This window comes from Trinickia sp. (assembly GCF_051954495.1).
GTDB lineage: Bacteria > Pseudomonadota > Gammaproteobacteria > Burkholderiales > Burkholderiaceae > Trinickia.
Map to the genome: position 1 here is coordinate 24883 of NZ_JBQCHR010000060.1, position 25831 is coordinate 50713.

Here is a 25831-nt window from a genome sequence, read left to right on the forward strand (position 1 = left end):
CAATGTTTGAGCAATTTGAAGCCTCGTTCCGGTCAGACACGCCGATGAACGAAAAAGCTCGCACCTCTTCTGATGATCGGTACGTCTCCGAGGTTGTCCAACGTTTTGGAGGCCAATCTTTCAATGGAGGCCTATACCGGGTACTGGGCGCAAGCGACGTGCGAACGTGGAATCATGCGATGGAGGCGGCGTTTCCGGAGTTCAAAGGGCGCGTTCATTGCTTTGCTTTTGACTGGCTCGGTCGAGTGTTTGCGCTCGATGGTCAGCGACTGGTCGGGTACGAACCTGCCGTCGTGATGTTTGAGCCCGGTAGCGGGCAAGCGCTAGAAATACCGTGCGATCTGCGGTCTTTTCATGATGAGGAACTCTGCAACTACGCAGATGCGGCACTTGCTGACGACTTTTACAAAAGATGGCTTCAGATTGGCGGGGGGCGGCCATCTTTTCGTCAGTGTGTCGGCTATAAGCGCCCACTGTTCCTTGGAGGAAGCGACACGGTCGAAAATTTGGAGCTGATCGACCTCGACGTTTATTGGACAATTTCTGCGCAACTTATTTCGAAATTGCGCGGTGCCGCCGTTGGCTCCAAGGTGAACATCTTTGGGGGAAGGATGCAGTAAGCGTAGCGACGGCGGTTAGTCATTATTGAGGATTTACACCTTCGTTTTTCGTTTTAGGGCGGAAAACCGCGTCTAGGAAAAAAGCAGTGAGGAGGACGGCACGTCGGAGGTGGTCGGCGTGCACAGCCTTGCTGCATCAGTGAGCGAGAGGGATCGACAACGGCGGTCGTGTGGGGTGCAGGGATCTTTACAATCGGCAGTTTCACCCCGATAAGGATCCGAAGAAGGACGAGCGCAAAACGCTTGACGCACTGGAGGAGGGGAAGAGCGCGGACGAGAAGCAGCGATACGAGGACGCTGGCTGTTATATGGTCCATTGCGCTGACCAGATGTCGGATGACAATCCTGCGAAAGCGGCTGCGCTGGCTTCGCAACAACGAGGGGCTAGCGATACAGCGGAGCAGGGGCAATTGGCGTCGACGGGGTTGTTCAAATACGACCCAATCGTCGATGGAGGGCTCGATAAGCTTGGCGCGGCATGGGATTGGACGGGGCCGGGGCTAGTACGTGGGGCGACGAACTTTGGTGATCAGTTCCTGACGAAGATCAGGCAAGGGTTGGGCGCGCAAGCACCTACCGACGATCTGACTAACGCCAACAATAATGGTGGTTCGGGGGGGCCGACGGCGACGGCGGTGGTGACGCCGCCGATGCCTCTGATGACACCTGAAGGGCCGATTCCTGTTGGTCCCAGCGTGGCAATTCCGGGTAGTCCTGGGTACGTGCCGCCGACGGCGACGGTGTCGAATGGTGACGATAATAGTGGTGCGAATTCTTCCTCGAATGGCGCCTCAAGCCCGTCTGGCAGCCCTCAAGATCTCGGGAGCAATGTCAGGCTGTATCCTGACGGAAGTCTTAGAACACCGGACGGGAAGTTTGCGAGTGTTTCGGGCAACCCTGCGCCAGGCACAACGGCGTCGACACAATTTGCGGATTTCCTTCGGAGCAATGGTGTCAACGTCGTTGGCGAAGAGGTAGTGGTCGATGGCCCCCTAGGCCTGCGGCGTTATGACATCGTTACGCAGGATGCGGATGGGATCTTGCATGGAATCGAGGTGAAAAGTGGAAATGCGACTCGAAACACGTATCAGCAGTTCACAGATCAATTTGTTAATCAATTTGGAGCAACAGGCGCAGGTCGGTTCTCTGGGAAAACGGTTGGAAGTGCTACGACTGTGTACGTTCCATGAGGGTGCTGAGAAATGAGATTGGAAGTTGAAGGGAAGGCTACGATTCAGGGGCCAACGAAGCCGCAGGTCGTAAAGGCAATTAAATCGCTCAGGAGCTATGGGCCTTCGTCCTATGCATCGTTGACAGATGCCGATGGGAACTATGTGCAGGTAGCCGGCGGTGGGGTGACGTGCATGGTTGAGCGTTATGACACTGTCGGTCAGAAGCGCTTGCGGGCATTCCATGATAAGCCTAGCCCGATCCGCCCGGATGGCACGATACTTTCGTTTCGTGCCGGGAATATCCCCATGCGGTCAGACGAGTGGTTCATGTCAGATCAAGTGGCCGACCTATTCGTTGCTTTTTTAAATGGCGGGGAATTCCCGAGCTACGTTAGTTGGAGGAATGCCCCTGGGTTTTAGCTAACCCTGCTCCTAGGCGGTGCAAGTCCGGCTCTCTGACCGGGCTCGTTGTTTGTGAAGTTGTTTAAGCGTGTGTGATGACAAGCCTGCCGAGCTGGACTTCGACCTTCAGTCGCTGGCCCGGATCGAATCCGGCGTGTTCGAGCCATCGGCCTGAGAGCTTGAACCAAGGCACGAGCGGCGGGGCGTTGCGACGGGCGGCGGGCTTGAACCGGGAGAGCGGTTGATAGCGCCGCGATTGCTGCACGGTAAGGCAGCGTTCGGCGAGCTGGGTGGGTGGTTGAACATCGGCGTCCGCCATGAACAATTTTTCGGGTGAGTGGGTGGTGGCGTGTCGAGCGACTAGGCGTTCAGGCGGCTACCCCCGCGTTTGGGGAAGTCATCGCCAAGTCCCATGCGGGTCGTGCGTCGGTGACGAGCCCGGAAGAAGAGAGATTTAGGTCAAGAAATGGTCCAAGAAACGAATAGCGAAACGGTGACCGTACCGCGCGCCGATCACATACAGACAGCGGGTTTCTGGCGTAGAACGGCCGCATTCGCGATCGACGGTGTCGTGCTCGGTCTTATCGGAATGGCCGTCATTGCGCTTGGCTTCGAATGGTTGGCCCGCATTGGCGCGTGGGGCCGGTTGATCGGTTTTGCGCTGGACTCCCTATATTTCGTATTGATGGAAGGGACCAACGGCCGCTTTCAGTCATTCGGCAAACAAGCGTTGAAGATTAAAGTGGTGAGGATCACGCCAGACGGCTTCATACCGCTTAGCGCGTCTCAAGCGTGGGTGCGCTATGCGATCGTCGCGGTGCCTTTCGTCCTCGGCGGCGTTGGATTCGTGGATGTACCCATCATGCGAAACCTGGCGTCATGGCCGGCGATTGCCAATTCGGAAGCCGTTTTTGTTTGGGGGGTGGCGATCGTCTACCTTGTGATCTTCAATCGGCCGAGCCGACGATCTTTACACGACCTGGTCGTTTCCTCGGCAGTAGTGCGTGTCGAAGCATATTCTTGTCGACAAGGGCCGGTGCGTTCTATCCATTGGTTCGTGATGGGTCTGATCTGCATGCTGGTGACCGTGGGCGGCCTGCTCGTGCGGCACCGAGTTCAAGAAGCGTTCGCCGGTTTGTGGGGAATACAGCAGGCGGTGGCCAGCGTTCCGGATGTGCGGCAAAGCTCGGTTTCAAGCATGCATCGGGTGGGCTCCACCACGTCGCCTGACACAAGCTTGATCGTCACCGCCGTGGTCGGCACGCCGGCATTGCAAACACAGGCCGGTGTTCTCGAAATCGCACGAGCTGCATTCACCGCAATGCCGTCACCGACAAACGGCGAAGTCACGGTGGTCGTCGTGCGCGGCGTTGATCTGGGCATTGCCACATGGCGGGTTCAGACCGCGGAGAGCCGGCCGGGTGGCGAGTGGTTGGCGCGACTAAAGGCCCACCGCCGCTCCTGAACGATGTTCATCGACTAATACGCGCGCTCCTTGGCGCAGCAACTGAAGTCGAATGTTAGCCGGCATTTCTCAATCGGCCTATGCAACGCTTTATCTCGCGCTCCGGATATTCGCGCGACAAGCGCTCCTTGGAGTTGAGATTGAATTTGAATTCCTTGTTTTAAAAACAAAAATATGCATACAAACAAAATCACAACGCTAACGCTCACACTAACGCTGGCTTCCGTTCTAGGCCTCGCAGCTTGCGCACATAGACAGCCGTCGGAGGGTGACGCCGTCACCAAACGAGTCAAGGCACGCCGAACGAGGCCCGCAACAACAGTCGCCAGCCCCGCGAACAGTGACGACGCCAAAGTCGTTTTCAAAAGCAGCGGAATGCCGATGGTGATGATGTACTGGATGAGCGCTGCCCCGCGGGCATGCGAAGGATTCGAACCCGTCGGGCGGGTATTCGACAGTGGAAGGGGGATTCTCTTGCCCGGAATCGCTCGCCTAACCGAACGTGTGAACAAGGTGGCCGCTCATGCGGAAATTTCGCGTACGCGCTACGTGAAGCCTGGCATGACGATTCAGGTGAAAGGTCTGTCCGGCTCCGAGGAACCACAAGTAGGCGACTATTCGTGCGGGCCGATCGTAACAGCGCTTACCCCGGAGAAGGGACATAGCTATTTAGTGGACTTCGACTATCAAGGCACGCGAAGCTGTTCGCAACGAATCACCGACGTCACGGACCCAGGCGATCCGATCCGGGTCGGACAGGCAGTGACCTGCAAACGGCCGTTGCGAATCGCCGACTTGCGTCGTGGCGATGAGAACTTCTTGAAGTCGTTCCATGAGCAAGTGCTCGATGACTCCCGAAAGAAGGAGGAAGCCACGCAATCGGATTCGGAGAAGGCTTTCGCCATGCAACACGAGGCATCGGCTCTGGATTCGCTCGGGCGGTCTGACGAGGCGCTGACCAAGATCGATCAGGCGCTCAAACTAATCGAGCCTTCGAAAAGCAAGGACCTGATTGCGACGAAAGCAGGCATCCTCTTTTCGCTGAATCGGCCAGAGGCCGCATTGATGCTGCTGACCCCGGAATTGGAGAAGACCCGCACATTCGCCGATAGCAAAGCTCCGGCGGAACGGGCCAGTGCGCTGGCTACCTACACCGAGGGATTCATGACGGCCACGTTCGCGCATATGCAACTGCAGCAGTGGCAAGATGCGATCGGTACGTTGGCCGACGCGGAATCGCCGCTCGAAGGGCCGAGCTTCTACGCCTACCGGGGTTTGGTCTATCGCTACATCATGTCGCGGGCGCATGACCCGTCTTTGGCGAACCCGCGGCTCGAGCACGATGCGACGTACTACGCGGAGCACGACAGGACCCATTACGGTGCGTTGTTGCGCATGTGGCAGGGCACTGAAACGGCGACGCAGGCGTCGACCGAGATGGATGCGGTCATCGGCGGCCTGTCTGGTACCGACAGGCAAGACGCACGCGCAGAGGAATTGTTCTATACCGCGGCCTACGCCAAGTTCGTAGACGGTCATCCTGACGTCGCTCGATCGGGGCTGAAGGATCTCGATCACCTGGCCCCGTACGGAAGCGTTGAATGGATTTACGGTAGACGGGTCCTCGACTAAAGAATCGCCTCGAAAATGCGCCCGCCGAGCGGCGGGCGCCTATGGCAACAGCTACCGTCGCCAGAGCAGCGCCGTCAGCGTATTCCGCACGCAATCAGTAACGTAGGACTGCAGCGGTTAAGCCGGAGCGCTATCAGCGTTATTTGATCCTATTTAGCAAGCAAAATCGGCAGGTGCCACCAAAAAGCAGCCAACATACGCGGATGATGTTGGTGAAGTGCGGTTCCCGCCGCACGCCGCAATCTTGCGACGATCATTGCCTTCATCGCCGAACACAATCCTTCCGCCGCGCGTCGTATCAAGAGCCTCATTGAGGATGCATTGCTGCCGCTAGCCGAGCATACCTATCTATTCCGCACGGGGCGTGAGTAACGCAACCCACCCCAACCCGCCCCTCACCCCCGCCCCATACTCCGAAAAATCAGCGGCCGCTCGTCCTTGGGCCGAGCCTCCCGCGCAAACGCCACGACCTTCTCCACTTCGCCGTGCTGCGGCGACTTCGCACAAACCGGGTCGGCGGCCCTAGCGTCGCCGGTCAGCGCATAAGCCTGACATCGGCACCCGCCATGATCCTTCGCCCTTTCGTCACAGCTTCGGCAAGGCTCCTGCATCCAAGCTTCGCCGCGAAACGCGTTGAACGCCTCGCTCTCGTACCACACCTCGGAAAGCGACATCTCCCGCACGTTCGGCAATACGAGCCCCGGCAGCGATCCCGCCGCGTGACACGGCAACGCGGCCCCGTCCGGCGCCACGCCGAGAAACACCGACCCCCACCCGTTCATACAAGCTTTGGGCCGTGTTTCGAAGTAGTCCGGCACGACGAACAAAATCCGGCACCGCTCTCCCACCATCGCACGATACCGATTGACCGTATCCTCGGCCTCGCGCAGCGCCTCTTGCGTCGGCATCAACTGCTCGCGGTTGAGCATCGCCCACCCGTAGTACTGCGTGTTCGCCAACTCGAGATACTCCGCGCCGATATCGAGCGCCATCTCGATGATCTGCCCGACGTGAGGCAGGTTATAGCGATGCAGTACGCAGTTGAGCACCATCGGATACCCATGCGCCTTGATCAACCGCGCGACCTTGCGCTTGAGTTCGAACGTTCTCGTACTGGAGAGAAAGTCGTTCAACTCGCGCGACGAATCTTGAAACGACAGTTGAATGTGATCGAGCCCCGCCAGCTTCAACGCGGCGATACGCGTTTCGGTCAGCCCCACGCCGGACGTAATCAGATTCGTATAGAACCCGAGCCCACGAGCATGGGCGACCAGCACTTCCAAATCATCGCGCACGAGCGGCTCGCCGCCGGAAAACCCGATCTGCACCGCGCCCAATGCGCGCGCTTCGCTGATGACCCGCAGCCAGTCTTCGGTACCGAGTTCGTGCTTATGACGGTCCAAGTCCACCGGGTTGTAGCAAAACGCGCAATGAAGCGGACACCGATACGTGAGTTCGGCAAGCAGCCAAAGCGGGGGCGACCCCGATCCCGATCCCGAACTCGATTCGCAAGCCGATCCGGCACCGTGAGCGCGAGCATCCATCTCAGTCCACCCAGCCGCGCTGACGCGCATGGTCTAAAAACCGGTAAACGTCGGCCGCCAAATCCTGCGCGTTGAACAACGCTTCGAGCTCGCCGATGATTTCGTCGAGTTCACGCGTCCCATCGCACCGCACGAGTATTTGCCCCGCACTGGGATTGAGCTTCACCATGCCCTCCGGATAAAGCAGCACATAGGCGTCCTGCTCGGTTTCCCACTGCAGCCGGAACATCGGCAAAAGGCGAGGACGCAGCGGCGCCCCGTTTTTGGCGTTGGCATAGTTCATTGCGAGTACGCCTTTTCAACGGCATCGAGCATCGACCACAAAATGTCGAGCTTGAACTTGAGGATATCGAGCGCGCGCTGTTGCATCGCGCTAGTCCGGAAATAATCGAGCGTGACGGCGAGTCCATGCTCCACGTCGCGCGTGGCGAGTGGAATGCGGCTCCGAAAATATCCCAATCCTTGCGGATCGATCCACGGATAAAGCGAAGGCCATCCCGAGAGCCGATCCTTATGGATTTGCGGCGCGAACATCTCGGTGAGCGAGGAACACACGGCCTCTTGCCAGGGCACGCGGCGCGCGAAGTTGACGTAGGCATCCACGGCGAACCGCACGCCCGGCACGACATGCTCCAGCGACCAGAGTTCGTCCCGCGACAAGCCCACTGCGTCGGCCAAACAAGCCCACGCTTCAATGCCGCCCGGATCGTCGCCGTACCCGTCGTGATCGAGAATGCGCTGCACCCATAGGCGCCGCGTCTCTCGATCGTCGCAATTCGACAAGATCGCCGCATCCTTCAGCGGGATATTGATTTGATAGTAGAAGCGGTTCGCCACCCACCCGCGTATCTCCTCGGGCGAGCACTGGCCGCTGTTGAGCCGGATATTGAACGGATGATGAATGTGATAGCGCACGCCGAGCGCACGCAGTTGCGTCTCGAACTGCTCGCGCGTCCATGGCGTATCGTCTACCCGCGCCGAAGGCTCCGCCAGCGTGGCCCGTGTGGTTTCTGTGGCAATCGCGCTCAAGGCTGCACCTGTAATTGCATCCCGTCTTCCGCGATCTCAATGTCATGTTCGCGCAAGCTCGCATGCGCGTCGGAGCAAGGATCGAGGATCGGGTTCGTGTTGTTGATATGAATCAAGACTTTGCGCGTGGTGCTCGGCAACGTATCGAGCAATGCGATCATGCCGGCGTTGCCGTTCGCGGGGCATTGCGCCAAGTGCCCCATGTCGGCCGCACGTTTGCTCGACAGGCCGAGGTCGATCATCTCGGTATCGGTCCAGAACGTGCCGTCGACGAGCACGAGTTGCGCCGTGCGCATCGCCGATACGACAGCATCCGAAGCGTGGGCAAGGCCCGGTGCGTAGAACGCGCGTGCGCCCGTCTTCACGCTTTCGATAACGAGTGCGATGTTGTCGCCCGGAACCGGCGCGTTGCGATGCGGCGAATAGGGCGGCGCGGCGCTTTCGATGGCAATCGCCGTGAAGCGGATACCTGTCAGGCGCTCGATCGAAAAGGGTTCGCTCAGCGCAATCGGATGCTGCTCGATTCCGCAGTAATGGCTGAGCAAAGGAATCAGCGGAAAAGCACTCGACAGATCGTCGAGCACGGGGCGCGTGGCATAGAGCGGCAAAGGGCTCGTCCGTTCGCGCAGCATCAGCAAGCCGGTCACATGATCGATCTGCGCATCGCAAAGCATGACCGCGGCGATGCCGCTATCGCGCAGCGCGCGGGCGGGCTGTAGTTCGGGATGAGCGCGCAGTTGCGTCAGCAAATCGGGCGATGCGTTGATGAGCACCCAATCTTCGCCGTTCTCGCTCACCGCGATCGATGATTGTGTGCGGGGCTTGAACCCATTCGTCCATGCACGCGTTCGCGTGCAGTTCGCGCAATTGCAGTTCCATTGCGGCAGGCCGCCGCCCGCGCCGGAGCCGAGAACTTTGATCAGCATGGCAATGCCCTAAGTAGCGGCCGCGCACGAGGGAAGTCGTCCTCGCGCACGGCGTGCTCACCTACCCTTTAACGGTTGGCGATGTACATCGTGATTTCGAAACCGAAGCGCAGATCGGTGTAGGCGGGCGTGGTCCATTGCATGGCTGTCTCCTTGATTGAGTGGAACATCGATGAAGCTGCGTAACCGCATGGTTCGATACGCGGTCCATTCGTTAAAGCAAGGGCTATGCCGATGACAGCGCGCAGGGTGCGTTCGCTTGTCGGCGACGAAAGTAGGGGAAATACACCAGAGGAGGGGGGCGAGCCAACGAGCCCACGAGCGATCGGGCACGCGATTCGGTCGCAAAAACGGGAACAATGCAGTGAGGATGCGTCCGGGGCACAGCACGATGCGACAACGGGTGTCTTATTCGGCGACACCGCTGTTGCAAAATGCGACAGCGGCGCCAGGACAAAAGGTGGAAGGTGCGGAAGGCGGCCTGAAAAACTCAATCCTCGTTGTCGCCGCTCTTCGTGGGAGCGATCCCGGGCATTTTGCGGTAGAGAGTAGCGCGCGAAACGCCGAGTGCACGGGCGGCGGCCGAGACGTTGCCCCCATGCAGCGCGAGCGTCGCCGCGATCGCTTGCGCCTCGACGTCCTGCAGCCGCGTGCCCGTGCCTGCCTGGACGGCAGGCTCGCTCGGGGCGGACGCGTCGGCAGCCTGAGTCGCCGGTTCGATCGTTCGCAGATCGTCGAAGAAGTCGTCGGGCAGGTGTTCACGGCGTATTTCGCCGTCGTCTTCCACCATGGCAGCCGCGGTGCGCAGCAAATTGCCGAGCTGCCTGAAGTTGCCGGGCCACGTGCAGCGCTCGAACAGCGTCATGACCTCGGGGGCAACGGACAGATGCTGCCCTGCGCCGCCGGTGAGCGCTTCGCGCTCGAGCATTTTGCCGATGACGACTGCAAGATCCTTGCGTTCGCGCAGCGGCGGTAGTTTGACGACGAGGCCGTTCAGCCGGTAATACAAGTCTTCTCGAAAGCGGTTTTGCGCAATCATCTCGCGCAGATCGCGGTGCGTGGCGCAGACGATGGCGATGTCCACGGGAATCGACTTCGTCGAGCCGAGCGGGTTCACGACGCGCTCTTGCAGGACACGCAGCAGGCGCACCTGCAAGGGATAGGGCATGTCGCCGATTTCATCGAGGAACAGCGTGCCGCCGTGCGCTTGTACGATTTTGCCGACGGCGCCCTTGCGGCGCGCGCCTGTAAATGCGCCTTCTTCGTACCCGAACAGTTCGGATTCGATCAGCGTCTCGGGAATCGACGCGCAATTGACGGCCACGAAGGGGCCCGAGCGCCGCGGCGATTCGTTGTGGATCGCCTGGGCAAGCAACTCTTTGCCGGTGCCGGTTTCCCCAGTGATCAGAAGCGGGATGTCTTTGCCGATGACCTTGCGCACCTTCGCAATGACGTTCGTGACTTGCGGATCGCCGGTGTCGAGTTGATCGAGTCTCAGGGTGCGCAAGGTCGTACGCACGGTCGGCGACGCCACCGTCTGTGTCTGGCCACCCGTTTCGCGGCGGCCTTCCGGCTGCCAAGCGCTGGGCGTCAGCGAGCCGCGGCGGAAGGTGACGCTCGCGCAAACGGTCGCGCCGTTGTACAGGTTCAGGGAAAGGATCGGCTCGCGGCTCGCGCGTAGGCGATCGATCAGCTCGGCGCTCGTCATGCCGAACAGCGACGACAGCGTATGCGCGCGCAACGCGGCCAGCGGCAAGCCCAGTTGAAACTGTGCGCTGCGATTCGCGGAAAGGAAGCGGCCGTCTCCGGTGAACGCGGCGATCCCCTCCATCAGCGTGCCCAAAAACTCGGGACGGGGGTGAAAGCCCACTTGCAGCGTGTCGCGAAACGTCGAGGAAAACAGATGATTCTCGATCATCTGAACCGACATCTTGGCGAGCGCCATCGTGTGCTGGTGGTAGCTGCGGTAGTCGCCCGTCACGTCGAGCACGCCGATCACGTCGCCGTAAGGGTCGAAGATCGGCACGCTCGAGCATGTCAAAAAGCGGTTCGCCTCGAGAAAATGCTGGTCGCCATGCACGACGGTCGCGCTGCGCTCGGCCAGCGCCGTGCCGATCGCGTTCGTGCCTTGCCGCTCCTCCGACCATTGCGCGCCGGGCCTGAGGGCGACTTTCTCGGCACGCGCGAGGAAATCGTCGTCGCCGATCGAATGCAAGATCAAGCCCTGGGCGTCGGTCAGCACGACCATGCTTTCGGTGTTGACGATTTGGTCGCGCAGCGTCTCCATGACAGGCATGGCATGCGCGCAGAGGATGCGGTTCTGCTCGACTTTGAGCGCGAGCTCGGAAGTCGGCAGGATGTCGTAGTCGGGGCGTGCGCCCGTCAAAAGCCCGTAGCCTTCGGAGCGTTCATGTGCCTTCTGGATACATGGCGTGGGCCAGCTCGACTCGCCACCCGCCACGGCGCGCCCGGGGCGATGAACGACGTTGCGCATTGTCTCCTCCTGATCGAGCGTCGGCTGTCGCCGAAACGCTTTTGACTCCCAGGAGAGCAAAAATTGCGCCAGCTTGCAACCGCGGGCGATACCGCAGCGTCGAAGCGCCATGCTTCGGTATCGACCCACTACGATGACGTCTGAATGCTCGAAGGAATATCGGGAATATCCCGATTCCGCCACCGGGCTTGCGCTGCATCAACCGGGCGACCGCTCGGCGCCGCTAATCCCACGCGTATCGCAGCCCGATCCACGCGCCTCTCGGGGCGCCAGGTCCGACGAATTGCTCGTTGACCGGCGCCTGGCCGTCGAACGTATGGTTCGGTCCATTGAAGAAGTTCTGGCCGAGTACGCCGTAGCTTGCATAGCGCTTGTTCAGCACATTGGTCACCGTCGCGAATACGCGCAAGCGCTTTGTCAGGTCATACGCCGTATCGAGATCGACCAGGACATAGCCCGAAATCTTGCCGTTCACATCTTCGTTGTTTTGGTCCCCCTGCGCATAGACGCCATCACGATACGTGAGGTTCGTTCCGACCGTCCATTTCGCCGTAGCCGCGTAGTCGAGCCGCAGCTTCACGGTATTGGCGGGAATGCCGGGCAGCCGATTGCCTGGGTGAACGGCGATGTTGCCGCTCGCATCCGCGCTCGAATTGCTGGGGCTGCTGGCGGTCCAGTTCGAGCGATAGGTCGCGTCGGTATAGCTGTAACTCGCCGCCACACCGAGCTTGCTCAGTTTCGTGCGGCCCGAAAGCTCGATACCTTGGTGGCGTGTCTTCCCTACGTTCCGAAAAAAGCCTTGAGCCGACGTGGGCGCGCTGATGAACTGGATGTCGTCGAAAAGCGTCGTGCGATAGACGGCCGCGCTCCACGTCGTATGAGCGCCGATTCGTCCACGCGCCCCGGCTTCGATCGTCTTCGAGACGACAGGGGCCAGCGCTGGATCGGACACGAAATCGTTGGGCAGCGAGCAGGGTGCGGCCGGATCCGCGCACGTGAGTTCGATCGCGGTGGGCGTGCGCATGCCTTCGTTATAGCCGGCGTAGGCGGTGAAGGCCGGCGTGGGGTTCCAGGTAAGCCCAATCGCCGGGTTCAGGCGCGAGAACACATGGCTTCCGTCGAGTTGCGGCTGCACGCCGCTTGCGTCGCCGATCTTGGCTTTCGCCCAGTCATAGCGGCCCGAGAGCGTCAACGTCCATTGCTTCGCGAGCGAGAGCGTGTCCTGCACATAGGCGGCAAGATTGGCGTCGCGCGTGCGCGCATTCACCTTCTGCGCGAAGTCGCCGATGCCGACCGCCGCTCGCGAATCCGTGAAGGAGGCGTCCTGAGTCGATTCGGTGTAATGGGTGTTCGCGAAATCGGCCGCCACCCCGGCCACGAACTGGTTTTGCATCGCCCCGAGTTTGCCCAGCAAGGTCAACTGCAGGCTACCGCCGTAGCTGTCGGTGCCGATCATCGATTTCACGTTGCTGCCTTGCAGCGTGTCGATAGACCCGTCAGGCCGAAGCGAGCCGTAATCGGTGTTGTTGTTGCTGCTAACGTTTCTGTTCACGAACCGGCGAAAGTAGACATTGCCGCTCAATTCGACGCCGTCGTTGAAATAGTGCTGACCGGAAAGCGTGGCGTAGCCGACGCTGTTCAAGTTCCGATCAGGGTAGGTATAGGCCTGTCGAAAGTCGTTCAGGAACGAGCGCGGAATCGTCTGCGTGCCTTGCAGGTCGTTGTCGGCGCCGCCGGCCGAGAAGGCGAGTGTAGTGTCCGCGTCCGTATAGCGCAGCTTGCCGAAAGCCTGACGCACGCGGCTTGCATTGTGCGCGGCCCAGCCGTCGTCGTTCGCTGCGTTGCCGGTGACGTAGTAGTCCAGGTTCTGCCCGATCGTGCCGCCTTGTTCCACTTGCGCCGTCTTGCGGCCCCATGAGCCGCCGGTGATTTCGATGCCGCCACCCGGGTGCGTCTTGCCGTCCTTCGTGGAAATTGCAAGGGCCCCGCCAAGCGTATTCAGACCGAACATCGGGCTGGAGCCGGGGACGAGCTCGATCGTATCGATGGCCTGCTGCGGGACGGAATCCCAGTTCACGACATTGCCGAACGGCTCATTGATGCGTACGCCGTCCATGAAGACCGAGAGGCCTTCGGGCGTTCCGAGCAACGGCGAGGCCGTGAAGCCGCGATAGTTCACATTGGCTTGGAAGGGATTGCCCTGAGCGTCGCTGACGTCGACGCTCGGCAGGTTCTTGCCGAAGTAATCCGTCAACGTTTCGCGATGCTGCTGCTCGATTTGCCGAGCATGGACGACTTGTACGTTGGCCGCCACTTGCCTGATGGGCAATCCGATACCGAGGAGCGGCGTCGTGCCGATCACGACAACCGGCTCGAGCGTCGCGACGACGGTAGCGGCGCTAGAGGACGCAGCGGGCAACGGCCGCTCTGGAGGGGTTTGCGCGTGGGCCGGAAGCGCAAGCCCCGTAAGCGCGCCCGCGATGACGCCGCGCGAGAAGCGCGCGTGGTGCTTCGTTGCACGGGGGCGATAGCGTCTCGTTCGATGAACATGGGTAGTCCTCCTAATCATTCGGCCACCGCCGCACGGACTCGGCCGCCGTCTTGTTCTGTCTCATGGTCTCCTCCGCATACTTCGCCCTTGTCGTTTGACTTCTGCCGGCTCTTTAAGGCGAGAACCATGCCAATGGCGACCGCGCATGGCGCGCGTCGGCGCACCTGGATGAGCGGCGTGACGTCCGCGAGCCGATGCCTCTTGCCGGAGGTGTCTCATCGAACGGCCGGTGTCTCGTTTCGCGACACTCGGTGCGCGCCAGGTGTTTCAGTTTTTGACGGCGAGCGTGGATGGACACGTCGACGCCGTTGCGCGACCCATGCTGGCCGCGAAGGCCTACCGGCGCTTCGCACGGTCTACGCGCGGCGATGGCACACCCTTTGCATTCAGCGTCGCCCGCGGCCATCCGTCGCGCGTCGAGCCTCGAACTCGACGCCGCCGCGCCGCGATAAATCGACGAACCTCGCTTGGCATGGGACCGGCAGTGGGCGCCACGGCCCACACTGCCGGCCGACACAGGAGACACACATGAATCGAAGTTCCGCTTCGGCCACTTGGCGGAAGGCGCTCGCAGCGTGCGCCCTCACCGCCATCGGCCTCGCCCCGCAACTCTCGAGCGCGGCTGGCGACTATCCCCCGGTCACCTTCGACCGCTTGACCAACGCGCAGAGCGACCCGGGCTGGCTCACGTACTACCGCACCTATGACGGGCAGTCCCATTCCCCCGCAAAGCAAATCGACACGACCAACGTCAAGAAACTCGGGCTCGCATGGAGCTACAAGTTTCCGGCCGATTTGCAGCAAGGGTTCGAGGCCACGCCGATCGTCAACGGCCGCTATCTATTCGTCAGCACCCCTAAGGACAACGTCTACGCATTCGACGCCATCACGGGCAAGGCGCTCTGGAAATACGAGCCGAACCTCGGCCCCGAAGCGTTCAAGAACGCGTGCTGCGATGTCGTGAACCGAGGCGTGGCGCTGTATGGCAAGAACGCGTATATCGCAATGCTCAACGGCGAGATCGTCGCGCTCGATGCGCAGTCGGGCGCCGTCGCATGGAAGAAGCGGATGTTCGACCCGGGCACGGGCTACGCCTTCTCGCTCGCGCCGCTTGCAATCGACGGCGCGATCGTCGTCGGCAATTCGGGCGGCGAATACGGCGCGCGCGGCTTTATCGCCGCGCTCGACCCCGAGAACGGCAACTTGCTGTGGAAGCGCACGACGATTCCCGACGCCAAGGAAAAAGGCGGGGACACCTGGCCGGACGGCATGCAGGCGCATGGCGGCGGCGCTTCCTGGCTGACGGGCACGTTCGATCCTGCGACGAAGACGTTGTTCTGGGGCGTCGGCAACCCGGGGCCGTGGCTCGCGACCCTGCGTCCTGGCAGCAACTTGTACAGCGATTCGCTGCTCGCCCTCGATCCGAAAACCGGCGACATCAAGTGGCATTACCAATACACGCGTAACGATACGTGGGACTACGACGGCGTCAACACGCCGATCCTCGCGAAGATCCAGCACGACGGCAAGGACTACGACGCGATCATCCACGCCGACCGTAACGGCTTCTTCCATGCGATCGATCGCTCCACGGGCAAGCTGATCTACGCCAGCGCGTTCGTGAAAGCGACCTCGGTCACCGGCTATACGGCCGATGGCGAGCCGATCGAGGATCGCTCGAAGTTCCCCAATGTCGGCACGACGATCGATACGTGTCCGAGTTTTCTGGGCGGCAAGAACTGGTGGTCGGTCTCTTACGATCCGGAGAAGCACTTGGCGTTCGTGCCTTCGCTGCACGCCTGCATGAGTCTGTCGGGTAAATCGGTGAGCTACATGGAAGGTCTGCCGTATCTCGGCGAAGGCTTCGAGATCAAGCCCGAACCAGGCAGCAAAGGTTACGGCGAACTGCAAGCTATCGACGTGAATACCGGCAAGAAGGTGTGGAGCCATTGGAGCAAGATGCCGTGGAACGGCGGCGTGGCCAGCACGGCCGGCGGGCTCGCATTCAGCGGTTCGCTCGACGGGCGTCTCTATGCCTTCGACGAAACGACGGGCAAGGTGTTGTGGCAGAGCCCGAAGCTCGCGAGCGGCATCATCGCGCAGCCGTCGGTGTTCGAAGTGGACGGGCAAGAGTACGTTGCGGTGCTCGCCGGCTACGGTGGCGCGAACCCGATCTGGGGCGGCCCGATGGCGAAGACCGCCGAGAAGGTGCCGCGCGGCGGCACGCTGTATGTCTTCGCATTGCACCACGGCTGATTCGTCGGGTCTCGGTTAGCTAGCCTCATCCAAAGCGCCGGATGTCGCGGCCGCCCGCTCGGCGGCCGCGACTCGGCACTCATCGGAAGTACGATCATGAATACGCACCTTCATCAATTTGCGGCGGCGGCGATCGCCGTCGCCGGCCTCGCGATCGGTTCGTCGTCGGCGCTCGCCGCCACGCCGATTCGCATCTGCACGTTTCCGGGTAGTCCCTCGGCCGCGCTCGATAGAACCGTCGCGAAAGATGCGTTCAAAGCGGCGGGCATCGCCGCCACGCTGGTCGATAACGGCATCGGCGGCGGCGATGACGACGGCGTCTCCTTGAAGGAACTGCGCCGCACGCTCGGTCACGACTGCGACGTCATCGCGGGCTTCCCGCGTTCGTCCGTGGCCGACGGCTCGGGCAGTGAGATGCGGTTCTCCCGCGGCTACTTGCGGGCAAACTACGTCAGTGTCGAAGCGAGCAAGCGAACGCAGGACAAGGCCGATCAGGTGGTTGCGGCAACCTACGGCAGCCCCTCGCAGTTGATTGCCGTGCAAGAGCAGCACGTACACTTCGATCTCGAGAACACGCCTGAATCGACCGTCGACGCCGTCGCGAGCGGCCGCGCGATGCGGGCCATCGTCTGGTACCCGGCGGTCGTCGCGTATCAGCAAGCGCATGGCGCGCAACAGTTCGATGTTCGCAAGACGCATTCGCCCTATTCCGACTGGCAACTGGTCTTTGCCTTGGGCCCCCATGCCGCGGCATTGCAGCGCAAGCTGGACGGTGCGCTCGATGCGATGGCGGCCGACGGGCGCCTAAGCTCGCTCACGCAAGCGTGGATGCTGCCGGAGTCGAGCGAGGCCGCGCAGGCGAGGGAGGCGACGTTCGCGTACCGCGACGGGCCAGTCGCCGCGGGACGTGCCGGCATGCTTCGCAACGCGGGTTACGCCGCACAAAATGCCGGACGTTACATCAAGATATCGGCGGACGAGACCGCCGCATCGGCGTCGAGCGCGCCGTCGTTCGATCGCGCGCAGGTCGCGCATGGCAAGAGCCTTTACGGCAGCGCGTGTGCGAAGTGCCACGGCGCGAACATGCAGGGCATCACGGCTCCGGCGCTGAGCGGCGCGGCGTTCGCACCGGCGACGGGTTCGCATCTGACGATCGGCGGCATTTATACCTATATGTCGACGAACATGCCGGCGGACCGCCCCGGCAAGCTCAAGGATGCCGACTACGCCGACATCATGGCGTACTTGCTGAGCGCGAACGGCTATGCCCCGGGCGGCGCCAAGATGACGGCCGATACCGCGCGCGCTTCCACCACACTGCTCAACGCGGGGCCGCTCGGCGTGGGTCACGCGGCGGCGGGCACGTCCACGGCAGCGGCGAAGTGAGCGCGTGATCGATGGGTATCCGAGGTAAGGAGCCGGAAGCGGGGCGCTCGACGCCGAACGACACCGTCGCACTCTACCTGCGCGAGATGGCGGCGACGCCGCTGCTCACGCGCGACGAAGAGCTTGCCTTCGCGCGGTGCATCGCCTCGGCGCGGGTGGCGAGCATGATGCAGTTCGCCGGCCATCCTGCGGCGCTCGACGAACTAGCGTCGATCAGGCGAGAAGTCGTGGACGGCAGAACGCCGTTGGGCAGCTATGTGTTCGGCTTCTGTCGCGAGGATCCGGATACGGCGATGAGCGACGGCACGGCGAGCGGCGCCGTCTTCGAAGCGGAAGACTCGCCCGAGCGGCAGTCGGCGCTCGTCGCCCAGCTCGTGCGCATCGAGCAATGCGCCGACGTCTTAAGAGAGGCGATGTCGAGCGCCGGATACGGTTCGGCGCTTTACCGGCGCGCACGCCGTGAACTGCGAACGCAGCTTACGGCCCTGCGCTTCACGGGCCGGGCCATCGAGCGCATGGCTCGGGCGTTCTCGCATCGTTACGGCGGTGGGCCTGGAGCGCGCGCGCGGGACGGCGAATCGGCGCCGGCGCAAGCCGGTACCGCGGCTATCCTCTCCAAGTCGGCCCATCGCCTCGGCGATCGACTGGCGGCGATCGATCGAGGCGCGCAGCATGCACGCGTACGCTTGCTCAAGGGCAATTTGCGTCTAGTCGTATCGATTGCTCGGCGCTATACGGAACGCGGACTAGCGCTCGCTGACCTCGTGCAGGAGGGCAACATCGGCCTCATGAAAGCGATCGAACGATACGATCCCGCACGCGGCTTCAAATTTTCGACGTATGCGACCTGGTGGATACGCCAAGGGGTGCTGCACGCGCTCGGCGATCAAGCCCGGATGATTCGCGTTCCGGTCCATACCGCCGATTCGCTAAGCAAGCTGAGCCGCGTGACGCTCGACCATGTGCACCGTGTGGGCGGCGTGCCCTCGCACGCGGCATTGGCGAAGAAGATGAAGATACCGCTCGACAAGGTGCGAGAGCTCACGAACATCGTGCGCGATCCCGTTTCGACGGAGTCGCTCGCCGCGCCGGGGAGCGATGCGACGATCGGCGATTTCATCGCGGACGAGGCGACGCCATCCCCCGAGGAAGTGGTGACGGCCTACCGCATGCGGCGCGCGGTGACGGCCGCGATCGATCGACTGCCGGCGCGCGAGGCGGACGTATTGAGGCTGAGGTTCGGCATTGGCGTCGCGGATGAGCATTCGCTGCGCGAAGTCGGGCGGCAGTTGAACCTGTCCGCCGAGCGCGTACGCCAAATCGAAGTGAAGGCTTTCGAGCGGCTAAGAGCCGAGCCCGGCTTCGCGCATCTGAAGGCATACGTGAGCGCGTGCGGGCATTGAACGAGCCTAGGCGCGAAGCATAAAGCGCGAGTGCGCGTCCGCTGTTGCGCCCACGCTTATGTCGATCCGGCGCTGTCCAAATTTGAAACACGTCTCACGCGCGACTATCGTAGTTGTGTCGAATTGAGACACCGGTACGCGGCCGGCGGATCGCGGGTTGCCGGTTTTCAATGCTTCGCGTTTGGCATGCTTGTTGCCTAATCCTGCCGACAGCCGACTGGCGCTGTGATTTCCTACTTCAGAGAAGCGCATTCGAAAGGAGACATGCGATGGACCTGTTTGACCTCAAGCAACTCGGCCTGGACGTCGAATACCCGTTCCGCAAGCAGTACGACAACTACATCGGCGGCAAGTGGGTAGCCCCTGTCGGCGGAGACTATTTCGAAAACGTATCGCCCATCAACGGCAAGCCGTTCTGTCGGATTCCGCGCTCGAGCGCGGAGGATATCGAACTCGCGATCGATGCCGCTCACGCGGCCCGCCGCAAATGGGCGAAAACCTCCACGACCGAACGCGGCAACCTTCTGCTCGCGGTGGCGGACCGGATGGAGAAGAACCTGAAGCTGCTCGCCGTGGCAGAGACGATCGACAACGGCAAGCCGCTGCGCGAGACGATGGCCGCCGATCTGCCGCTGGCCGTGGATCATTTCCGCTATTTCGCGGGCTGCATTCGCGCGCAAGAGGGCGGGATCTCCGAAATCGACGACAACACGGTGGCCTATCATTTCCACGAGCCGATGGGCGTCGTCGGCCAAATCATTCCGTGGAATTTCCCGCTGCTGATGGCGGCCTGGAAGCTGGCTCCCGCGCTTGCGGCCGGGTGCTGCGTCGTGATGAAACCGGCCGAGCAGACGCCGGCGTCCGTGCTGGTGTTGATGGAACTCATCGGCGATTTGTTCCCCGCCGGCGTGATCAACATCGTCAACGGCTTCGGCAAGGAAGCCGGGGAAGCGCTGGCCACGAGCAAGCGCATCGCGAAGATCGCGTTCACGGGCTCGACGCCGGTCGGCAAGCACATCTTGCGCTCGGCGGCCGAAAACCTGATCCCCTCCACGGTCGAACTCGGGGGCAAGAGCCCGAATATCTTCTTCGCCGACGTGCTCGATCAGGACGACGCGTTCCTCGACAAGGCGCTCGAAGGCCTCGCGATGTTCGCGCTGAACCAGGGGGAAGTCTGCACCTGCCCGTCGCGGGTTCTGGTGCAAGAGTCGATCTACGAGCGCTTCATCGAGAAGGCGATCGCGCGCGTCGGCAAGATCAAGGCCGGTCACCCGCTCGACATGCAGACGATGATCGGGGCGCAGGCCTCGCAGCAACAGCTCGACAAGATCCTGTCGTATATCGACATTGGCCGCGGGGAGGGCGCACAGTGCCTCACGGGCGGTGCGCGTACGGCGCCGCTGGCCGAACTGGGCGACGGCTTCTACGTGCAACCGACGATGCTGCTCGGCAACAACAAGATGCGCGTCTTCCAAGAAGAGATCTTCGGGCCGGTTGCCTCGGTGATGACGTTCAAGGACGAGCAAGAGGCGATCGAACTGGCCAACGATACGTTCTACGGCTTGGGCGCGGGCGTGTGGACGCGCAACGGGACGCGCGCGTATCGCATGGGCCGCGAAATCGAAGCGGGGCGCGTCTGGACCAACTGCTATCACTTGTACCCCGCGCATGCTGCGTTCGGCGGCTACAAGCAGTCGGGCATCGGCCGCGAAACCCATAAGAAGGCGCTTGAGAACTACCAGCAGACGAAGTGCTTGCTGGTCAGCTACCAGGCAGAAGCGCTCGGGTTCTTCTGATCGGCTAGCCGTATTCGTTCGAGCGCCGCGGCTGCAGTGCGGCGCTCGAACGAAACCTGCGTTTAGAACGTGTGGCGCACGCCGAGATCGACGCCTACCGTCGTACCCGACAACCCATACAACGTGTTGTCGCTCAGACCGAACCCGGTATTCATCGCACCGTGGTTGTTGACCACGCCCGCTTGCGCGTACAGTTGCGTCTCTTTGGACAAGCTATAGACGGCGCCGAGCGCGGCAAGGATCGAATGGTTCTTCGTATCGTTGCGGTCGCTCGTGAACCACACGCCGCCGTTGAGGTCTAGCGCCGGGCTGGCTTGGTAGTCCAATCCGCCGCTATACACGTTGTTGCTGAACGATCCCGCCACTTTGTAGCTCGTGAACGAGGCTTTCGCCGTCACTGCGCCGAACTGGTACGCGGCGCCTAGCGTGCGGCCGACGAACGCAACCGTGCTCGACAGCGGCGTGATGGCGGTACCGCCGCTGTTGCCGTCGTAGAACGCCACATCGAGCATCAAGCCGCCGTTCTGATAGCCGAGGCTGCCCGAGTACTGCCGCCCCGCCTGAAAATTGCCCGCTTGCCCGCCCAGCGCGAGCATGGCGCTGCCGGTCAGGCCGGCGATGGTCGGGCTCGTGTAAGAGATCGCGTTCGAATTGAAAAGGCCCGTGGCGAGCACGTTGTCGACATAGGTGATGAGCCCGCTGCCGAAGTGCGCGAAGTTGCGCGGATCGGCGTTGTCGATCGCCAGCAGGAAGGGCGAGAACTGCACGCCCGCCTTCGCTTCGCCGAATGCGCCGTCGAGCGCGACCCAGGCCTGCCGGCCGAAGTAGTTGCCGTTCGAATGGCTCAGCGCACCGTTGGCTACGCTGATTCCGCTCTCGAGCTGGAATTTCGCCTTCAGGCCGCCGCCTAGATCCTCGCTGCCCATGAGCCCGAAGGCCGATGGCGTGAGTCCCGTATCCATGAACGAAAACTGATGGCCCGCGTTCTGCCCGGCGGTGGCGCCCGGCGTGCGGTTCGTATAGATCAGGCCCGCGTCCAGGTCGCCGTAGAGCGTAACGCTGCTCTGCGCAAAGCTAGGTACGCTGGCGACGGCGCTCAGCAAAGCCGCGGAACACAGGATATGTTTACTGCACATTGTTTGTCTCCATGGGTTTGTATGGAATAAATAGGAGTACTAAGTGAATCGATGAGGCCTGAAAGAAGCGGAAAACCTAACGGGACCGGGTACGTTCAGGTCAGGCTTTCGTACGGCAGGGCAACGCTTCGTGAGCGATGCGTTCGGAAATGAACTCGACCACTCGGGACGAGGGGCGGCTCGGAACCGGCGCCCGTGGGTGGCGGGCGTCGGTACAGGGCGCGGGCGGTTTAGACGGCCCGGCCCAGTTGATCGAGGATGTCGGGGTTTTCGAGCGTCGAGATGTCCTGAACGATGGCATCGCCCTTCGCGAGCGAGCGCAGCAGGCGGCGCATGATCTTGCCGGAGCGCGTTTTCGGGAGGTTTTCGCCGAAGCGGATTTCTTTGGGTTTCGCAATCGGTCCGATTTCCTTGCCGACCCACTCGCGCAGCGCCCTGGCGAGCTGTTCCGCTTCGGCGCCTTCGGGCAGTGCGCGCTTGAGCGTGACGAAGGCCACGACTGCCTCGCCCGTCGTCGCATCGGGCCGGCCGACCACGGCGGCTTCCGCGACGAGTTCGTGGGCGACGAGCGCCGATTCGATTTCCATCGTCCCTAGCCGATGGCCCGACACATTGAGCACGTCGTCGATCCGTCCCGTGATCGTGAAGTAGCCCGTTTCCGGATCGCGCACCGCGCCGTCGCCGGCAAGGTAGAGCGTCCCGCCGAGTTCTTGCGGGTAGTAGCTCGCTTTGAAGCGCTCGGGGTCGCCCCATATCGTCCGGACCATCGAGGGCCAGGGGCGCTTGACGACGAGTATCCCGCCTTGTCCGTCGGGCACGTCCTGGCCCGTTTCGTCGACGACCGCGGCCATGATGCCGGGCAGAGGCAGTGTGCACGAGCCGGGGACTGTCGGCGTGGCGCCGGGTAACGGCGCGATCATGTGTCCGCCGGTCTCGGTTTGCCACCAGGTATCGACGACAGGGCAGCGCCCCCCGCCGACATGCTTGCGATACCAGAGCCATGCCTCCGGGTTGATGGGTTCGCCCACGGTGCCGATGATGCGCAGGCTCGCGAGGTCGAAGCGCGCGGGATGGACGCGCTCGTCGGCGTCGGCCGCCTTGATCAGCGAGCGGATGGCTGTGGGGGCGGTATAGAAAAGTGAAACCCGGTGATCGGCGATCATCTTCCAAAAGCGGCCGGCGTTCGGATACGTGGGGACGCCCTCGAACACCACCTGGGTCGCCCCCAGTGCGAGCGGCCCATAAGCGATATACGTGTGTCCCGTGATCCAGCCGATATCGGCGGTGCACCAGAAGATGTCCTCGGCTTTCCAGTCGAATGTCCACTTCATGGTTTGCGCGGCCCAAAGCAGATAGCCGCCCGTGCTGTGCTGCACGCCTTTGGGTTTGCCGGTCGAGCCGGACGTGTAGAGGATGAACAGCGGGTGCTCCGCGCTTACCCACTCGGGCTCGCAGGCATCTGGCTCATCCTGCACGATCTCGTGCATCCACGCGTCGCGGCCGGCGTTCCAGGCGATCTCGCCGCCTGTACGGCGATAGACGATGACCGTTGCCACGGCGTCGCAATCTCCCATGGCGAGCGCATCGTCGGCAATTTGCTTCAGCGGGAGGGTCTTGCCGCCACGCATCTGTTCATCGGCGGTAATGAGCGCCACCGCGCCCACGTCGACGATGCGCTCATGCAGCGATTTCGCCGAAAAACCGCCGAAGACGACCGAGTGCGTCGCGCCGATTCGCGCGCAGGCTTGCATGGCGACGATGCCCTCGATCGACATGGGCATGTAGATGACGACGCGGTCGCCACGTTTGATGCCTCGCCGCTTGAGCGCATTGGCGAAGCGCGCGACGCGCGACAGCATCTGCGCGTAGGTCACGCGCGTGACAGCGCCGTCGTCGGCTTCGAAAATGATTGCGACGCGCTCTCCCTTACCGGAGGCGACATGGCGATCGAGGCAGTTGTACGAGGCGTTCAGCTCGCCGTCCGCGAACCACGCATGGAAGGGCGCGTTGGACTCATCGAGTATCTTGGAGAAGGGCTTGCGCCAGTGGATCGCTTCGCGCGCGAGGCGCCCCCAGAATCCTTCGTAATCGCGCTCGGCGTCGGCCGCCAAGGAGCGATAAGCATTCATGCCGGCGACATTCGCTGCGGATTGAATTTCGGCTGACGGGGTGAATCGCTGCTTCTGGCTGGGTATGTCCAACGAGGTGGTCACAGGTGTCTCCGCTCATGACGTGCTGATTCGATGCGGCGCCACGAACGCAACATGCATGCCAATGACCACGATGACCGCTAGGCGCGCGTCCGCGCGCAGTCCACGATATGCGAGCGCTGAAAACGCCCGGACCACTGCTTCAGATTGCGACGATAACGTGTTTCAGGCCGCGACAATTGCCCGCGGCAGCGAAGCCGGTGGCGAGACGGCGCAAGGCACGATCACCGTCCCCACCGCCCCCTCGCGTCCACCCGCGCAAAGGGCACGAATTTTCCCTCGCGAACCGCCACCGCCATGAAGGCGGCATTCACGCGGTCTCCCTTCCGGTCGAAGGCAATTCGCCCGGTTACGCCGTCGTAGCTCGTCAACGCGTGCAGCGCCGCCGCGATGTCCTCGGGCTTTGTCGACTTCGCGTTCTTGATCGCCTGCGCCGTCACGCCGATCGCGTCGTACTCGTAAACCGAGTATGGGCCAGGCTCCCGTCCGTACGCATCGCGGTACGCTTTGACGAATCGTCGGGCGCGCGGGCTGTCGAGAAACTGCGGCAGCGGCGATGTCGTCACGATCATCCCCTCCACGGCCGGCCCGCCTTTCTCGATCAGCGAAGGGTCGGCCGTGCCGTTCCCCATGAAATACTTGATCGGCGATTGGAGCGCCCGCAGGTTCCTGGCGAGCACGGCGGCATCGGTGTAATACCCCGTGAAGTAAAGGACGTCGGGCTTCAAAGCGGCCACCGCCTTGACGATGTCGCCGTAATCTTTCTGTCCCGGCGAAAGGGCGTTGTCATAGACGACGTCGAGGCCGATCAGCTTGAGTGCGGCCACCGTGCTTTGTGCGAGCACTTGCGAATAGCTGCTGCCATCGTTGACGACTGCCGCGCGCTTCGCATGAAGCACGCTCTGCATGAGGGCGGCGGCGAGGCTTCCCTGCGCATCCGTACGCCCGATGGTACGGAATACGTCGGGCCAGCCGTGCTCGGTCAGTTGGGGAATGGTCGATGCGTCGAGCACGAAAGGGATGCGCTCATCGTGCAAGACGCGGATCTCGGGTAACGCGGCGCTCGAGCAGTAGCCGCCGGCGGCTACCGCGATGCCTGCGGCGACGAGTTGTTTTGCCGCATTCGCCGCCTCGTCGGGATTGCAAGCGTCGTCCTGCGGCACGATCTCGAGTTTCTTTCCAAGTACGCCACCGGCCGCATTGACGTGCGCCGCGGCAAGCTTAGCGCCGTCGACGATATCGGCGCCCGCGCTCTTATAGCTTCCGGACAACGGTGCGGGGACGCCGATTTTGATGGTGTCTTGCGCGTGCGCCAGGCAAGCCGCGGCAGCGAACAGCAATGCGATCGGCATTTTCACCGCGAAGCGTTCACGACGTCGTTCCGCGCGCGTCGAATTTTTGGCGAGGGCGAACCATCCGCGCTCGCACTCGATCTTGTCACTCATTTCGCGCCTCCTCGTCGATCGACGCCGGCGCGCGCGCCACCGCCGAGCCTCATCGCTTGAACGTTCGTGTCGTTTGACGCTTGCATTGTAGGCATGCGAATCGCGCAATCCTAATCGCGCGGCCCAGGTACGTGCAAGCATCGAAGGGGCGACAGCCATCGGAAAGAAACTTGGCGATGCGATCGAAAGGATGCGCGGACGAAGGTTTTCGTAGGTTCGACGCATCGGTCCGATGGTGCTCTCTTGCTTGGCCGCCATGATGACTGGATGGAGCCCATGAGCCCATATTCCGGTGCGGTCATCCATCCGGAAACCCTGTGGTTTGAATTGCAATTAAATCAATTGACAAATATTTAACTATAAG

The 25831-nt window shown here is 62.1% G+C and carries 18 protein-coding genes and 2 pseudogenes; 9 read left to right on the forward strand and 11 right to left on the reverse strand.

Going from position 1 to position 25831, the window contains the following annotated elements; translation table 11 throughout:
• The first annotated feature begins 2 nt into the window (after positions 1-2).
• Both ACTHNR_RS09220 and ACTHNR_RS09225 read left to right on the forward strand, forming a co-directional pair.
• Positions 3-620 carry a T6SS immunity protein Tdi1 domain-containing protein gene (locus tag ACTHNR_RS09220; RefSeq protein ID WP_440547277.1) on the forward strand — a complete coding sequence of 206 codons (618 nt, stop codon included), beginning with the start codon at positions 3-5 and terminating at the stop codon, positions 618-620.
• Positions 621-790: 170 nt separating this feature from the next.
• The gene (locus ACTHNR_RS09225) at positions 791-1810 is read left to right on the forward strand and encodes a hypothetical protein (RefSeq protein ID WP_440547278.1); all 1020 of its coding nucleotides are present in this window, start codon (positions 791-793) and stop codon (positions 1808-1810) included.
• 466 nt (positions 1811-2276) lie between these two features.
• Here ACTHNR_RS09225 and ACTHNR_RS09230 read toward each other — a convergent pair whose 3' ends face one another.
• Positions 2277-2513 (reverse strand): SymE family type I addiction module toxin, encoded by a 237-nt coding sequence (locus ACTHNR_RS09230; protein ID WP_440547279.1) that lies wholly within the window; start codon positions 2511-2513, stop codon positions 2277-2279.
• A gap of 147 nt (positions 2514-2660) precedes the next feature.
• Here ACTHNR_RS09230 and ACTHNR_RS09235 point away from each other — a divergent pair, with 147 nt between their 5' ends.
• From ACTHNR_RS09235 to ACTHNR_RS09245, 3 genes and pseudogenes are all read left to right on the forward strand, one after another.
• Entirely contained in the window at positions 2661-3659 is a 999-nt protein-coding gene (locus ACTHNR_RS09235) for an RDD family protein (RefSeq protein ID WP_440547280.1), read from the forward strand.
• A gap of 381 nt (positions 3660-4040) precedes the next feature.
• The gene (locus ACTHNR_RS09240) at positions 4041-5291 is read left to right on the forward strand and encodes a hypothetical protein (RefSeq protein ID WP_440547281.1); all 1251 of its coding nucleotides are present in this window, start codon (positions 4041-4043) and stop codon (positions 5289-5291) included.
• Positions 5292-5528: 237 nt separating this feature from the next.
• A pseudogene (locus ACTHNR_RS09245) lies at positions 5529-5663 on the forward strand (type II toxin-antitoxin system RelE/ParE family toxin); the annotation flags it as partial.
• Between the two features lie 23 nt (positions 5664-5686).
• Here the strand turns inward: ACTHNR_RS09245 and pqqE are convergent.
• From pqqE to ACTHNR_RS09280, 7 genes are all read right to left on the reverse strand, one after another.
• Positions 5687-6865, reverse strand: coding sequence for a pyrroloquinoline quinone biosynthesis protein PqqE (pqqE, locus tag ACTHNR_RS09250; protein WP_440547282.1), 1179 nt, complete (start codon positions 6863-6865; stop codon positions 5687-5689).
• The gene (gene pqqD, locus ACTHNR_RS09255) at positions 6837-7118 is read right to left on the reverse strand and encodes a pyrroloquinoline quinone biosynthesis peptide chaperone PqqD (RefSeq protein WP_440547283.1); all 282 of its coding nucleotides are present in this window, start codon (positions 7116-7118) and stop codon (positions 6837-6839) included. The genes pqqE and pqqD overlap by 29 nt, the downstream gene beginning before the upstream one ends.
• Positions 7115-7828 (reverse strand): pyrroloquinoline-quinone synthase PqqC, encoded by a 714-nt coding sequence (gene pqqC, locus ACTHNR_RS09260; protein WP_440547315.1) that lies wholly within the window; start codon positions 7826-7828, stop codon positions 7115-7117. Before pqqC ends, pqqD begins: the two co-directional genes overlap by 4 nt.
• A 32-nt stretch (positions 7829-7860) precedes the next feature.
• Complete coding sequence (gene pqqB / locus ACTHNR_RS09265; protein ID WP_440547284.1) at positions 7861-8790, reverse strand: pyrroloquinoline quinone biosynthesis protein PqqB; 930 nt, start codon at positions 8788-8790, stop codon at positions 7861-7863.
• Positions 8791-8858: 68 nt separating this feature from the next.
• Positions 8859-8933, reverse strand: coding sequence for a pyrroloquinoline quinone precursor peptide PqqA (gene pqqA, locus ACTHNR_RS09270; protein WP_006410019.1), 75 nt, complete (start codon positions 8931-8933; stop codon positions 8859-8861).
• Positions 8934-9280: 347 nt separating this feature from the next.
• A complete protein-coding gene (locus ACTHNR_RS09275) occupies positions 9281-11284 on the reverse strand; it encodes a sigma-54-dependent Fis family transcriptional regulator (protein WP_440547285.1) in 2004 nt (667 codons plus the stop codon).
• Positions 11285-11507: 223 nt separating this feature from the next.
• Complete coding sequence (locus ACTHNR_RS09280; RefSeq protein WP_440547286.1) at positions 11508-13853, reverse strand: TonB-dependent receptor; 2346 nt, start codon at positions 13851-13853, stop codon at positions 11508-11510.
• A 510-nt stretch (positions 13854-14363) separates the two neighbouring features.
• On the opposite strand from ACTHNR_RS09280, the gene ACTHNR_RS09285 reads away from it, so the two are divergent.
• The 4 genes from ACTHNR_RS09285 to exaC all read left to right on the forward strand — a co-directional run bounded on the left by ACTHNR_RS09285 (position 14364) and on the right by exaC (position 20676).
• Positions 14364-16091, forward strand: coding sequence for a methanol/ethanol family PQQ-dependent dehydrogenase (locus ACTHNR_RS09285; RefSeq protein WP_440547287.1), 1728 nt, complete (start codon positions 14364-14366; stop codon positions 16089-16091).
• A gap of 96 nt (positions 16092-16187) precedes the next feature.
• A complete protein-coding gene (locus tag ACTHNR_RS09290; protein WP_440547288.1) occupies positions 16188-17477 on the forward strand; it encodes a c-type cytochrome in 1290 nt (429 codons plus the stop codon).
• An 11-nt stretch (positions 17478-17488) separates the two neighbouring features.
• The gene (locus ACTHNR_RS09295) at positions 17489-18880 is read left to right on the forward strand and encodes an RNA polymerase sigma factor RpoD/SigA (protein ID WP_440547289.1); all 1392 of its coding nucleotides are present in this window, start codon (positions 17489-17491) and stop codon (positions 18878-18880) included.
• Positions 18881-19149: 269 nt separating this feature from the next.
• Entirely contained in the window at positions 19150-20676 is a 1527-nt protein-coding gene (gene exaC / locus ACTHNR_RS09300) for an acetaldehyde dehydrogenase ExaC (protein ID WP_440547290.1), read from the forward strand.
• Positions 20677-20738: 62 nt separating this feature from the next.
• Here exaC and ACTHNR_RS09305 read toward each other — a convergent pair whose 3' ends face one another.
• The 3 genes and pseudogenes from ACTHNR_RS09305 to ACTHNR_RS09315 all read right to left on the reverse strand — a co-directional run bounded on the left by ACTHNR_RS09305 (position 20739) and on the right by ACTHNR_RS09315 (position 25467).
• Positions 20739-21812 (reverse strand): porin, encoded by a 1074-nt coding sequence (locus ACTHNR_RS09305; protein ID WP_440547291.1) that lies wholly within the window; start codon positions 21810-21812, stop codon positions 20739-20741.
• Between the two features lie 230 nt (positions 21813-22042).
• Positions 22043-23959 (reverse strand): annotated as a pseudogene (gene acs, locus ACTHNR_RS09310) (acetate--CoA ligase); the annotation flags it as partial.
• Positions 23960-24246: 287 nt separating this feature from the next.
• Positions 24247-25467 carry a branched-chain amino acid ABC transporter substrate-binding protein gene (locus ACTHNR_RS09315; protein WP_440547292.1) on the reverse strand — a complete coding sequence of 407 codons (1221 nt, stop codon included), beginning with the start codon at positions 25465-25467 and terminating at the stop codon, positions 24247-24249.
• Between the last annotated feature and the right edge of the window lie 364 nt (positions 25468-25831).